This is a genomic window from Caballeronia grimmiae, from assembly GCF_000698555.1.
Lineage (GTDB): Bacteria > Pseudomonadota > Gammaproteobacteria > Burkholderiales > Burkholderiaceae > Caballeronia > Caballeronia grimmiae.
On record NZ_JFHE01000002.1, the window covers coordinates 316017 to 329250 of the forward strand.

The following is a 13234-nucleotide window of genomic DNA, read 5'->3' on the forward strand; positions in this document are numbered from 1 at the left end:
GCTTACTTCGTCAACGCGCCGAGAAGCGACTTCTCGAGCTTCTGTGCGACGCCCGAAAGAGCATCGCGGCTCCATCCGGTGCGGCTGCCCGCCGCGCTCCAGACGACCTTGCCGCTCGCGACATCGACGACATCGAAGGTGAGGCCCACGGCCGGCTCGCCATCGACGCCGACTTTGTAGCGCCACTCCGTGACCGTGCCGGTCAGCGCGTAACGCACGTTCTGCGATCGCGCCCAGGCGAGCGCCTTCGCATTCGCGTCGGGCTTGGCGGTATCGAAGAGCGTTTCTTCGTCGCCGGTGTCGGGGTATCGCGTGAGCTGTATTCCATTCGATGTCAGCAGGCTTTGCGCAATCGCCGACGCGCGCAAGCCCGCTTGCGGCGTTTCCGTGCGATTGGCGATCGGCAGCACGGTCCAGCTTGCGTTCTTGTCGAGCGCGGCGGCGGCGGTGTCGCTGTGATCCATCACTGCGCATGCGTTGAGGGCAAGCACCGCGTATGTGGTCAATAACGCGGCTTCCAGTCGTCGTGGCAGTCTCATATGTCCTCTCCTATTGCTTCGTTATCCGATGTATATGTCGAGCGGACGTCGCTAGTACAGCCAGCGATAACGCACGCCGTATTCCGTGAACGCCTGCGTGCGTCCGGCCGTTGCGCCGGCATGCTCGTAGTAGACGAGCGCCTGGTCGTTGCCGAGCACGCTGCCCGCGAGTCCCACGCGCACTTGCGCGGTCCAGCCCTGGTTGGAATCGTGGATCTGCCCGGCAGCAAAGAATGGCCGCCAGCCGCGCGTATAGCCTTCGGGCAGGTCGTCGCCGAAAGAAAACAGCACGCCTTCCTGCGTGAACGACTGCGGCATGAACTGGCTCGCGGTCAGCGGCGTGCCGGCGGGCAACAGGCGCGCGAGCTGGCTGCCGGGAGTGCCCGACGCGCTGTACTGTCCATGCGTGAAGACCGCGCGGATCGTGTAGTCGGGATAATCCGCTCGCAGCTTGTAGCCGGCGTTGAAATCCACCACCGTCCCCGTGCCGAGAAACGACCGGTCTTGTCCATGAAAGCGGTCGTATTCCACCCGCCCGCCGACGAACACATGCGGGTCCGGCCGATAATTGAAGCCCACGCTCGCGAGATCCTTCATTCCGCCGACGATCAACTGGCTCGTCTCCGTCGCCGCCTGATTGAAGCCGAGCGCGTAGTTGAAGCTGAGCGTTTGTTGTTCGAAAAGCGTTCCGTCGATACGAGCCGTCGTGAAGTCATCGAGTGCATTGCGACGGCCGATGCTCACGCGCTCGCTGTCGTCAAGGCCAAGATGGCGCCACGCGAGCAACAACTGGCGGTCGTGACGCGGCACGTTGACGAGTGTGCTATCGCCGTGCTGGTTGCGTTCGACGTAATTAAGCGCGAGCGATTGCGTCGGCGACAGCCGCAGGCCTGCGCCGATGCCGGTTTCCGTGTACGACAGTCCGCCCTGATCGACGACCCTGAAATGCGGCGCAATGGCTTGCGCGTTGCGCAGCAATTGCTCGCGCAATATCTGATTGACGATTTCATCGTCGGGCAACGTGAACTGCTGTTCGAACGCGTGGGTTTGCACGTCGCCGAAGCGGCCGGTCGTGGCTTCGGCGTCGAGCCGGTTTTGACGCGGTATCCATTCAGCTTCGGTATCGAGCAGGCGATTCAGCGTCGCGCGATCGTGTTCGGCGAGCGCGATCGTCACTTCGGCGTAGACCGGGCGCGTCGCGCTGTCGATGTACTGGCGCAAGAGCCACAGGCTTTCGGCGTCGTAGGCCTCGTGTGATTGCAGCCAGCCGAGCGCGGCTTCGCGGGCGACGGCGGAATAGAGGCGCTGCTTGTTCTCTTCGCGATGCGCGGCGCTTTGCATCGCGTCGTCGCCCGCGATGATTTGATTCGGTGTACCGATGGAGTTGCCGTCTTCCCGCAGCAGCTCGATCAAGACTTGTCGCGATGCATCGCCGCCCGCGAACTGGTCTGTGAGGCCCACCATGCGGCCGCGCAGGTCGTCGCGCTGCTCATCGTCGAGGGCGAGCGGTTGCTTGCCCGATGCACGCAGCGCCATCTGCTTGCGCCACACTGCGTTGCGTACGCGCCATGCATCGTCGATGCGCCCGTTGAGTTCCAGCGCATCCGCATAGCCCAGCGCCCATAACGGATCGTCGCGGCGCGACGCGGCCTGTTTGTGCATCATGTGCAGCGCGCCACGCGCATTGCCGAGCCGCAAGTACGCGGCTGCATACGGCGCCCAAAGCGCGCTGTCGCGTTCGCTGGAGCGTGCATAGCGGGCGAGGGCGGCGCGCAGTTCGGCATCGCTGCCGCGCTCGTTCAGCGCCCAGATCAGCGCGGCGCGGGCTTCCTGATCGCCGGGTGCAATGACGAGCGCCGCGCGAGTGTCGGCGAGTGCGCCGTCGGGGTCGCCCGCGCGCCGGAGATACTGCGCACGCGCCAGCAAGAAGCGCGGTGAGCGCTCGGCTTGCTCACGAGCGGCTGGATCGAGCGAGGCCAGCAATGCGCCGATGCGCGCAGTCGCACGGGCGCGCAGGTAGTCGTAGATCGCGAGTTCGAGCAGCGGCTCGCGCCCCGTGCGGCGATACGCGAACTCGGCAATGCGTCCCGCTTCGAGCGGCTCGTCATCGTAGAGCGAGACCATCGCGGTGAGATCGTCGGGGGATGCCTGGCCGCCTTCGACGAGTCTGTCGTAGCCTTCGCGCGCCTTCTGGTCTTGCTGGCGCAGCGTCGCCATCATCGCGTAGAAGCGCCAGAAGTCGCCGTTCTCCGCGCTGGCGTGGCTTTTGGCTGCATCCAGCACGGCGAGCGAACGATCGAAACGAGCGCGCGTATAGTACATGAGACTGAGCTTGAGCGCGTAGGCCGGATTGGGGCCGAACTCGGTCATCAGGTGTCCGTATGTTTCGATGGCGAGATCGTCGTCGCCCTTGCGTTCGGCGAGGCTGGCGTAACGCTCCAGCACTTGCCGGCGATAAGCACCCTTCGCACGCGCTTGCAGAAAGCGAAGCGCGGCATCGGGATCGGCCTGTGCTTCATAGGCGCTCACGACGCGATCGAGCTGCTTCATGTCGCCGGGTGCGCGGTCCGATTCGTGGATGGCCGCGGCGAGCATTGCGTCGATATCGCCGAGGGCAGGGGCGAAGCGCTCCACTTGCTTCCAGTATTTGTCGTCGCCATGCGTGCGGGCGAGCACGAGATAGTTGGCAAGCGCGACGTCCGGCGCATGGTTCCATTCGGCGACCTGCGCCAGACGTTCGCGCCATTCGACGGATGCGGGATCGCGATCGACCGCCGTTTGTGCTACGCGTTGCGCGGCCGCGAGATCGCCATTCGCCAGAAAGACTTTGAAGCCGAGTTCGTAGTCGGCAGTATCGGGAGGGTTGCGCGGCACTTGTACATCCGCTATGCGCCTGATGAAATGCCCCGGCGAGCCGCGCATGCACGCGCCGGCGCAGATCGCGGCGCGTGGCGTTCGTGCGCCATCGAACGCCGCCAGTCGCGTCGCGTTCTTGCGCGCCGACATATCGAGCAGGCGCTTGGCATAGCGGCCCGCGATGTCCGGCCGCCCGGCGGCCAGCGCAAGCCGCGTTAAATAGCGCAGCGTTTCACGATCGCCTCCGAGGGAGCCGATGTGCGCATCGGCGGCAGCGAGCGCATCGGCGAGACGGTTCCCGGCCTGCAACGCCTGCACACCCGAAAGGAACAGACGACGCTCGTCGTCGCGTGTCGCGGCATGCGTCTGCGCTGCGAAGAACGCATCGGCAGCGGTAGCGTGATCGCCCGCAGCGAGTTTCAACTGGGCGCTTTGCGCGAGCCAGCGCGAGGCTTCGTCCGGCTTCCTTCGCGCGAGCCGTTCATAGTATTGGCCGGCGAGCGCACCGTCGTTCAATGCACGCGCCTTCGCCGCAAAGGCTTCGAGTTCGGCCGCATCCCACGGCTTGTCGATGGCCTCTTTGAGCAGCGCATCGAACTGGGCAAGCCGCGCGGCCCGTGCAGGATCGGCCGGCGCGAGTGCATATGCCTCTGTCTCGGCAAGCTCGATACGCACTTTCAGCGCCCGCAACTGCGCCTGCGGATCGCTCGAAACGGACAGCCGCGTGAGCATCCGCTTTGCATCTGCAACACGCTGGGCCTTCAGGTACTCGCGCGTCAATTCATTCAGCACGTCGGTGTTATCAGGTTCGATGCGCAGCCACGCTTCGAGATAGGCGATAGTCAGCGTATCCGCTTCGCGGCCTTGCAACAGCCGCTCTTGCAAGCGCTCGCGCGGGAACGCCAGCACCAGCATGAGCGCAACTAGCAGCCCGAAAGCCGCGATGACGAAGGGCGAGAAAAGCCGCTGGCGATCAGCTTGCGCAGACGACATCGACATGAACGGCTTCCGATTCGTTGCGCTTCGATACGGGCGGCGAATACACGCGACGTCCCTGCGCGATGGCGGGGGCAAGCGTACGGCCATTCGCCCTGACAACGCATGCATTCGCACGCGCTTCGCCGCCGATGGCGAAACGCGGCGCGACATGCGACGCGAGTTCGAACGAAAAGCCCTGCGCGGTGCGCGTGAAGCGATCGACGGCGCCGTTGGCTTCCGCGAGGTACGGCAACTTTGCCGCATGCGCTGCATCGACGATGCGAAAGCGCGCATCGGCGCCGCTCAGGCTGACATACACGCCGCCCGGTCCCGCCTTATATCCGATGACGCCTTCCGCGCTCGCAAGGTCCGGCACGCGGCCTTCCGGCAGCCGCACGGTGCGCAGATCGCCATTGCCGTGAATGCGCCAGAAGTCGCCATCGCGCGACACGTCCATGCGCTCGAAGTCCTGCACTTTGCGCGCATACTCGGACGCGTAGACGGGCATCAGCGGTTGTGCCGACAACGCGCGATACACCTCCGACAAGGTCTTCACCGATGCATACTTGGTGCCGGAAAACATGTGGTAATAGACATCGACCGGCTTGAAGCGAATCGGCGTCTCCGTCATGTCGAAGGTTTCGAGCACGCGCTGATAGCCGTAGTACGGTCCATGCCACAGGTCCGTGTATGGCTCTTCGTTCTGGTTCGGCGCGAACACCTGAAAGAAGCCATCCTTGTTCACGCCGAGCGGCGCAATCGCAGCCCAACTCGGATAGCGCTTCGTGATGAGCGTGTCGCCGCCGTTCATGTTGTAGACGCCCGCGTTGTCCGCTGCCTGGATGACGCTTGCCGGAACCTGACAGTCGCCGCTCCACAGCAGCATCTTCACGCGCTTGCCGGCGGGCGCGAGCGTGTCGATGTAGCGAATGGAGCCTTCGATTTCGCGACCGGTGTCGTAGCGATAGCCGGGAATGTCGATCGACAGTCCGTTGTAGTTCGCGCGGCTCGCGCCTTCGGCGGTGTCGTCGCCGCTCGATTTGCCGAGGCCCGTCACGCGCATCCACTGCAACGGATGCGTGTAGGTGTGGCTCGCCATCTCGACGTTCGGCAGCGCAAACAGCTCGCGCGCAATGGCGCGCAGGCGCGGCGCATCTTTAGGGTAGGGGCCGTTGTCCGATATCTCGCCCTCGATGACGGACACAGTAGTTGGCAGACCGAACTGTCGGATCACGTTGTAGAGCGCGTCGCCGGAATACTGCGGCGATGCGTTCGTCGATACCTTCATCGTCCCGCCGTTCACGTCGAACTCCGCGCGCGAGGCGAGGCCATCGCCGTCGATATGCGTCATCAGCAAGCGCCGGCCGTTCTCCGTGGTCGGATCGGGCGCGGGCATGTCTTCGGGTAGGCGCAGCGCCGCGCGAAAGAAGCGGATCGGCTGCAGAACCCAACGCGCCTGATTGGCCATCGGCATCTCGAAGACGGCGTAGGGGCGCATCGCGTAGCCGCCCCACGGGGTGATCGCGGCGGCGTCGATCGTGAACGCGTTGCCCGCATCCGCCGATGCAAGCCGCAACAGCGAATGGCTGCGCGCGCCGACGCGGACGTTCGCCGTATCGTGCGGATCGGGTTGTGGCTGCATTTCGAAGCCCATCATCGAGGCATCCATCGATTCGACCCGCAATCGTTTGCCAGCGCGGCCCGCAACGGGTTCGAGATCGAGCTTGCGCGCAAGGTCGCCGCTCATGTCGACGCCGAATGTCGTCAGCATCGCGACGGGCGTGTGATTGTCGACCTGCGCTTCGAGCCAGTCGCGAAACGCCGACAAGTCCGGCACCGGATAGTCGAGCCACACGACGACGCCCGCATATCGCTTCGACAAATCGCCTTCGGGCAAAGGCTTCGCAATGTCCGCGAATTCCACGCGATAGCCGAGCCAGTTGAGCGGCATCGACACATAACGCACGCCCGGCGTCACGTTGAGATCCGCGCCGGGCGCCACGTCCTGAACGACGAGAATCGTGCGCGATGCACTCGCAGCCGGTACCATCGCGGCGCGGGCGGGGCCGATCCCGACGGTTTGCAACGCACCGTCTGTTACGTAGGGAATGAGGCCCTGCGCGGTGATCTTGTCGACAGCATCGCGCGCGCATTCGCGATCCGCCGGCGGGCAGTAATCGATCGACAGCACCGGCAGTCCGTAACGTTCGCGCAGCGTGCGCGTCTGGCCGAGAAGCCACTCGCGGTCGGCTGCCGGCACCGCCACATATTGCTTCGCCGCCTGGTTCCATCCGCGATACAGCGACTCGAACGCGACCGCATACGCGAGGTCGTGAACCTGCGGCATCAGTTCGAATCCGCGATTGAAGATGAGCCGCGCGTCCGGATAGCGCGCCTTGATCGCGCGGATGACCGCGACGACGCCGGCTTGTTGTTGCGCGCGTTCGTCGTCCGTGCGGGCGATGGATTGATAGGAGTCCAGCGTATCCAGAAAGAAGCCGCGATAACCGCGCTCCCATAGCGGTGCAATGACACGTTCGACGAAGAACTGCGGCCATCCGGGCGCGGACTGATCGACGATGCGCGACGCCCATGCCGCATTGCTGCCCTTGAGCCACGCGGGCGGCATGTCCTTGTAGTAAGCACGCACGGGCGTGACTTCGCCGACGCTCACATAAGCGAACCATTTAGACTGCGCCGATTGCGCGGCGTGCGCGGACGGCGAGAAGCCGCTGTCCGGTTCGACGACCACGGCATCGAACGCCGACAACTGGCCGACCGGCACCGGCGCGCCGTAAAAGAGCGCAATGGATGGCTGGCGCGCGGGTTCATCGGCGCGTGCGGGAAGCAGCGTCATCGCGAGTGCTGCGGCGAATATCGACGCGAGCGTGCTTCCGATGCTGCGTGACAGCGTGCGCATCAGGCAGCGTGATCGCGGGCGCGGCGCGCGTCGGCTGCGCGAGATGCGGCGGGTTCGATTGGAATTTGGTGTCGTCTCATATCGTGGGCCTTCGCGGCGTGCTCGCTGAAGTTGGACATGCGTTATCCGCGCGGCTCGCGACGCCGCGCCGAATGTTCTGAGCAAATTGGGTGCCAGCGGACGTTCGTACGCCGCCGCGTCTGCATTCTGGCTCTGACGAGGACAGACCCCCGCCGCTTTACAATGCGACAGGTAGATCCGACAGCATTCGCGAGCAATCACCGGCGCCCATGCTGCCTGATGAACACTATCAGCGCGGAGCAAGCGGGCGGCACGGCGGGATCGGCGCATCGCAGTTCGATGTCCCCATCGCCCGAAACGATGATGATGCGATACGTCCGCCCGTCCGGCACCGGCTTCGCTTCGGCCCGTGGCGCAGCAGCCGGTTGCTCGCGTGCGGCCGATACGAGGCGCGACAGCTCTTCGCGGTCGGCGGGCGACAGATCGCATTCGTCGATGACAATGGGCCGTGCAAGGCCGGGAAAAAAGCCGACGCCCCCGTCGATGATCAGTTCAGCGCGCACAGACGACTCCTTCTGCATGCCATGCGAAGTGATGCTCGCGGATCACAACACGCCGACCGTATCCCACGCCTTGCTAACGGCCTTCGACTCCGCGCTGCCCGCGCCGAAGATGCGGTCCGCGTTCGATACCGTGAGCTTCGCGAAGGTCTTGAAGTTGACGTTCGGCTTGAGGTGCGTATCGTTGAGCGTCTCATACCAGATGCGCCCGGCCTTCTCCCAGGCGTAGCCGCCGAGGTCGAGCGCGGCCAGACAGAACGCGCGGTTCGGAATGCCCGAATTGATGTGGACGCCATGATTGTCCTGCGCCGTCTGGACATAGTGCGCCATGTCGGCGGGTTGCGGGTCCTTGCCGAGCACGGGATCGTCGTAAGCGGTGCCGGGCTCTTTCATCGAACGCAGCGCGACGCCGTTCACGCTGCTCGTCAACAGGCCCGCGCCGATCAGCCAGTCCGCCTCGCTCGCCGTTTGCTGCAGCGCGTATTGCTTGATGAGGGCACCGAATACATCGGACACGGATTCGTTCAGCGCGCCGGATTGACCCGAATAGGCGAGGGCGGCTGCGTGCTCGGTGACGCCATGCGTGAGTTCATGGCCGATCACATCGAGCGCGATCGTGAAGCGATTGAACAGCGAGCCGTCGCCATCGCCGAACACCATCTGCTGCGAATTCCAGAACGCGTTGTCGTATTCGACGCCGTAATGCACGGTGCCGACGAGCGGCATGCCCGCATCGTCGATGGAGTTGCGCTGGAATACCTTCAGATAGAAATCGAAGGTCGCACCGAGGCCGTCATAGGCCTCGTCGACGGCGACATCGTCGGACTTGGGAGCGCCTTCGGATCGCACGAGCGTGCCCGGCAAGGTCTCCATATTGTTCGCCGTGTAGATGCTGCGCTGAGCCGACGGCGCGGCGGCCGGCTTCGGGTGCACGCCGCGTCTGGGCGCGATCATCGCCGCCTGAACGGAGCGGATTTGCCGGAACGTGTGGTCGGCGCTCAGGGTTTCGATGGCGAGCGAGCGCTGCTGCGGCGTGCCCTTTTTCGCGATCTCCTTGAGCATATGCGGCGGCAGGATGCAGTAGATCGGATGGGCTCGTTCATGGCTGGCGTGATTGCACATGGTCTTCTCCCTGATTTCGAGTGAGCGAGACAGCTTGGCGCACGGAAACTTTGGCGATGCCGAACGGTCGATCGGCTCGTCCGTGCGGCGCGTGTCGTCGTGAGGAAGTTCTGCGGAGCTGTTACAACGATACGTGAATCACGCGCAATCATCACGTTTCATGGCGTGCTTAACGCAGTTTGCCGCCGATACCCCCGCGTAAACCCCGCCGCTTACCGTCCCTTCGCGTAAGAAACGGGTAAGCCGGCGCACGTACCTTAGGCGTCAGCGCAAAAAAAAGATTCAGTGATCATGCATCGCGCGCGCAAACATCACCTTGGCAGGAGACACATCATGGATGTACAGGTCGCACAGACCATCAAATCGAGCGCGGCCTATCGCGAACTCGTCCGCAAACGCTCGACGCTCGGCTGGACGCTCACGGCACTCGTGCTGATCGTCTATTACGGCTATGTGTTGCTGATCGCATTCGACAAGGATCTGCTCGCATCGAAAATCGGCGCGGGCGTGATGACGTGGGGCATGCCGATCGGCCTGTTCGTGATCGTCTTCACCGTAGCCATTACCGGACTCTACGTTCGTCACGCCAACAGCACGTACGACGAACTCACCGACAAAATCAAGCGGGAGGTCCAATGAACGCTCGACGCATCTTTACTGCAAGCGCGCTCATTGCCGCTGCAACGGCTTCCAGCACTGCACTCGCAGCGGGCGGCGATCTCGGACAGGCGGTCAAGCAGGCCACGAACTGGACGGCGATCAGCATGTTCATCGCGTTCGTCGTGGCGACGCTCTTCATCACCAAATGGGCCGCGAAAAGAACGCGCTCCGCTGCCGACTTTTATACGGCGGGCGGCGGCATCACCGGCTTTCAGAACGGCCTTGCAATCGCCGGCGATTTCATGTCGGCGGCATCGTTTCTCGGCATCTCGGCGGCGGTCTATACGAACGGCTACGACGGTCTCATCTATTCGATCGGCTTTCTAGTCGGCTGGCCGATCATCACGTTCCTGATGGCCGAGCGGCTGCGCAATCTCGGACGCTTCACGTTCGCCGATGTTGCCGCGTATCGCTTCCAGCAGGGGCCCATTCGTGCGTTTGCCGCATCGGGAACGCTCGTCGTGGTGGCGTTCTACCTGATCGCGCAGATGGTCGGCGCGGGACAGCTCATCAAGCTCCTGTTCGGCCTCGAATACTGGATCGCGGTGGTGATCGTCGGCGCGCTGATGATGGTGTACGTGCTGTTCGGCGGCATGACCGCGACCACCTGGGTGCAGATCATCAAGGCATGTCTGCTGCTCGCGGGTGCATCGTTCATGGCGTTCATGGTGCTGTGGCAATTCAACTTCAGCCCTGAGGCGCTCTTTGCGAAAGCCGTCGATGTGCATGAAAAGAAGGCCTCGATCATGGGGCCGGGCAATTTCATCAAGGACCCGATCTCGGCCATTTCATTCGGCATTGCACTGATGTTCGGCACCGCTGGCCTGCCGCACATTCTGATGCGCTTCTTCACCGTGCCGAATGCGAAGGAAGCGCGCAAGTCGGTGTTCTGGGCGACGACGTGGATCGGTTACTTCTACATTCTCACGTTCATCATCGGCTTTGGCGCAATCGTGCTGGTGTCCACCAATCCTGCGTTCAAGGATGCGGGCGGCAAGCTGCTCGGCGGGACCAACATGGCGGCGGTGCATCTTGCGAGCGCGGTGGGCGGCAACGTGTTCCTCGGCTTCATATCGGCGGTTGCGTTCGCGACGATCCTCGCGGTGGTTGCGGGCCTGACGCTCGCGGGGGCATCGGCGGTATCGCATGATCTTTATGCGACCGTGTTCAAGCATGGCAACGCGTCGAGCAAGAGCGAACTGCATGTATCGCGTGTGACGACGGTCGTGCTCGGCTTCGTGGCAGTGGTGCTCGGCATCGTGTTCGAGAAGCAGAACATTGCGTTCATGGTGTCGCTTGCGTTCGCGGTCGCGGCTTCGGCTAACTTCCCGGTGCTGTTCATGTCCGTGTTGTGGCGGGGATGCACGACGCGCGGCGCGGCGGTCGGCGGCTTCCTCGGGCTGCTCTCCGCAGTGGCGCTGACCGTGCTCTCGAAGGCCGTGTGGGTGGATGTCTTCCACTTCGCCAATGCGCCGTTTCCGTATGCATCGCCCGCGCTGTTTTCGATGGCGATCGGCTTCGCCGGCATCTGGCTCTTCTCGGTGACGGACAAGTCCGCGCGTGCGCGGATCGATCAGGCAGGCTTCGATGCGCAGACCGTTCGTTCGGAAACGGGCATCGGCGCGGTGGAAGGCGCGAGTCACTGAGTCTCTGCACATGCGCGGCCGGCGAGGATGCTCGCTGGCCGCGCTCCAGCATTTTCCTTTCGGGGTTATAGGTTTTTCATTATTTCCCCGGGCAATATGTCGTGACACCCTTATCGAACATTACCGATCTCTCACCAGGGGAATCACATGTTCGAAGAAGAGAAAGAAGCGTTCGCGCGCGATGGCGTTACGGTGCTACGCGGCGTATTCACGGAATGGATTCCGGCGCTGCGTGAGGGCGTCGCGATGAACGTCGCCGAGCCTGGGCCGGATTTTCGCGACTATACGGCTGGGAAAGCGACAGGACGCTTCTTTGGCGACTATTGCAACTGGGAGCGCATCCCACCGTTTCGACGCTTCGTCGAAGAGAGTCCGGCTGCGCGTATCGCACGCGAACTGATGCAGTCCGACCGTGCGCGCATCTTTCACGAACATGTGCTCGTGAAGGAACCCGGCGCGGACAAGCCGACGCCCTGGCATCACGACGAGCCTTATTACTGCGTGAGCGCGCGGCAAAGCGTCAGCATGTGGGTGCCGCTCGATACTGTTCCTCGCGATACATGCGTCGAATTCGTCGCGGGTTCGCATCGCTGGGGCAAGCTCTTCAGGCCGCGAAAGTTCACCGGCGTAAGTTACGATCGAAGCGTCGACGGTCTCGAAGACATGCCGGATATCGAAGCGCATCGCGAGGAATACGACATTCTCGGCTGGGACTTGCAGCCGGGCGATGCGATCGCGTTCAACTACCTGACCGTGCATGGCGCGCCCGGCAACCGGCAAGCGGGCAACTCGCGCCGCGTGGTGTCGTTCCGATGGCTCGGCGATGAAGCGGTGTATGTCGATCGCGGCGGCGAGACGTCGCCGCCCTATCGGCATCTCGCGGGGCAGCTCCGGCATGGCGATCCGCTGCCGGAGAAGGAGTTTCCCTTCATCGGCTGATCGAAAGACCGGGCGGCAATGAATGATTCTGGCCTGCTACCATCGGCTTCCCGGTCCTTTCGATACAGCGCGCGCATGGCCACTTCCTTCACGCTGCGTCAGCTCAAATACTTCGTTGCGACTGTCGATCATGGAAGTGTCGCGGAGGCATCGCGGCAGCTTTATATCGCGCAGCCGTCGATATCCGCCGCCATCAAGGGGCTGGAAGAAGGCTTCGGCACGCAGCTTTTCATCCGCAGTCATGCACAGGGCGTATCGCTGACGCCAGCGGGCGCGCGGTTCTATGAACAGGCCCGCGAACTCTTGCGCAGCGCGAGAGAGTTCGAGCAGAACGCACTCGCGGAAGGGGATGTAGCTTCGGGCAGCGTGGATATCGGTTGCTTCGAGACTTTCGCGCCGCTCTATCTTCCGTCGCTGATTCGCGGCTTCAACACGGTGTATCCCGGCATCGAGATTCGCGTGCGCGATGGCGATCAGGACGAACTGCTGCAAGGGCTATTCAGCGGCCGCTTCGATCTCGTCATGGTGTATGAACTCGGGCTCGATGCGGCCATCGATACGCATCGGCTGACGCGTCCGCAAAGCCCCTATGTGTTGCTGCCGGCGTCGCATCGTCTCGCAGGGCAGGCGATGGTCAGTCTCTTCGATGTTTACGACGAGCCGCTGATTTTGCTCGATGTCGCGCCGAGCCGGAACTACTTCGTCGATCTGTTCGAGCCATTCGGCCTGACGCCGCGCGTCACCTTCAGTTCACCGTCGCTCGAACTCGTGCGCGGCATGGTGGGGCAGGGCTTCGGGTATTCGCTTCTTGTTACGCGCCCGCCTTCGTCGCTGACTTATGACGGCAATGAAGTGGTCGCGGCGGAGATTGCCGAGGACGTCACGCGTTCGGCGCTCGTCGCCGCGTGGCTCAAGCGCAATCGGCTCACCACGCCGGCGCGTCGTTTCGTCGACTATGCGGAGAAGATGCTCGGCGAAGAACTCGGGCGATGA

General features: G+C 63.4%; 9 protein-coding genes. 4 read left to right on the forward strand and 5 right to left on the reverse strand.

Annotated elements, in window-relative coordinates; all coding sequences use genetic code 11:
- Positions 1 to 2 precede the first annotated feature (2 nt).
- From BG57_RS03720 to BG57_RS03740, 5 genes are all read right to left on the reverse strand, one after another.
- On the reverse strand, positions 3 to 539 hold the full coding sequence (locus tag BG57_RS03720) for a transporter (RefSeq protein WP_035960236.1): 537 nt from the start codon (positions 537 to 539) through the stop codon (positions 3 to 5).
- Positions 540 to 590: 51 nt separating this feature from the next.
- Complete coding sequence (locus tag BG57_RS03725; RefSeq protein ID WP_035960237.1) at positions 591 to 4394, reverse strand: tetratricopeptide repeat protein; 3804 nt, start codon at positions 4392 to 4394, stop codon at positions 591 to 593.
- Entirely contained in the window at positions 4369 to 7293 is a 2925-nt protein-coding gene (locus tag BG57_RS03730; protein ID WP_052005609.1) for a bifunctional glycoside hydrolase/polysaccharide deacetylase family protein, read from the reverse strand. Before BG57_RS03730 ends, BG57_RS03725 begins: the two co-directional genes overlap by 26 nt.
- A 278-nt stretch (positions 7294 to 7571) precedes the next feature.
- Positions 7572 to 7877: a protealysin inhibitor emfourin gene (locus tag BG57_RS03735; protein ID WP_035960461.1), complete on the reverse strand. Its 306-nt coding sequence runs from the start codon at positions 7875 to 7877 to the stop codon at positions 7572 to 7574.
- Between the two features lie 42 nt (positions 7878 to 7919).
- On the reverse strand, positions 7920 to 8996 hold the full coding sequence (locus tag BG57_RS03740; RefSeq protein ID WP_035960238.1) for a M4 family metallopeptidase: 1077 nt from the start codon (positions 8994 to 8996) through the stop codon (positions 7920 to 7922).
- 333 nt (positions 8997 to 9329) lie between these two features.
- Here BG57_RS03740 and BG57_RS03745 point away from each other — a divergent pair, with 333 nt between their 5' ends.
- The 4 genes from BG57_RS03745 (at position 9330) to BG57_RS03760 (ending at position 13234) form a co-directional block, all read left to right on the forward strand.
- The gene (locus BG57_RS03745) at positions 9330 to 9635 is read left to right on the forward strand and encodes a DUF485 domain-containing protein (RefSeq protein WP_035960239.1); all 306 of its coding nucleotides are present in this window, start codon (positions 9330 to 9332) and stop codon (positions 9633 to 9635) included.
- Positions 9632 to 11302: a cation acetate symporter gene (locus BG57_RS03750; RefSeq protein ID WP_035960241.1), complete on the forward strand. Its 1671-nt coding sequence runs from the start codon at positions 9632 to 9634 to the stop codon at positions 11300 to 11302. Before BG57_RS03745 ends, BG57_RS03750 begins: the two co-directional genes overlap by 4 nt.
- Before the next feature lie 147 nt (positions 11303 to 11449).
- Positions 11450 to 12241, forward strand: coding sequence for a phytanoyl-CoA dioxygenase family protein (locus tag BG57_RS03755; RefSeq protein WP_035960242.1), 792 nt, complete (start codon positions 11450 to 11452; stop codon positions 12239 to 12241).
- 75 nt (positions 12242 to 12316) lie between these two features.
- The gene (locus BG57_RS03760) at positions 12317 to 13234 is read left to right on the forward strand and encodes a LysR family transcriptional regulator (RefSeq protein ID WP_035960244.1); all 918 of its coding nucleotides are present in this window, start codon (positions 12317 to 12319) and stop codon (positions 13232 to 13234) included.

Excerpts from the sequence above, each read along its gene's own strand:
- BG57_RS03730 (WP_052005609.1), bottom strand. The coding sequence starts at position 7,293 with ATGCGCACGCTGTCACGCAGCATCGGAAGCACGCTCGCGTCGATATTC.
- BG57_RS03760 (WP_035960244.1), top strand. The coding sequence starts at position 12,317 with ATGGCCACTTCCTTCACGCTGCGTCAGCTCAAATACTTCGTTGCGACT.
- BG57_RS03725 (WP_035960237.1), bottom strand. The coding sequence starts at position 4,394 with ATGTCGATGTCGTCTGCGCAAGCTGATCGCCAGCGGCTTTTCTCGCCC.
- BG57_RS03740 (WP_035960238.1), bottom strand. The coding sequence starts at position 8,996 with ATGTGCAATCACGCCAGCCATGAACGAGCCCATCCGATCTACTGCATC.
- BG57_RS03755 (WP_035960242.1), top strand. The coding sequence starts at position 11,450 with ATGTTCGAAGAAGAGAAAGAAGCGTTCGCGCGCGATGGCGTTACGGTG.
- BG57_RS03750 (WP_035960241.1), top strand. The coding sequence starts at position 9,632 with ATGAACGCTCGACGCATCTTTACTGCAAGCGCGCTCATTGCCGCTGCA.
- BG57_RS03720 (WP_035960236.1), bottom strand. The coding sequence starts at position 539 with ATGAGACTGCCACGACGACTGGAAGCCGCGTTATTGACCACATACGCG.
- BG57_RS03745 (WP_035960239.1), top strand. The coding sequence starts at position 9,330 with ATGGATGTACAGGTCGCACAGACCATCAAATCGAGCGCGGCCTATCGC.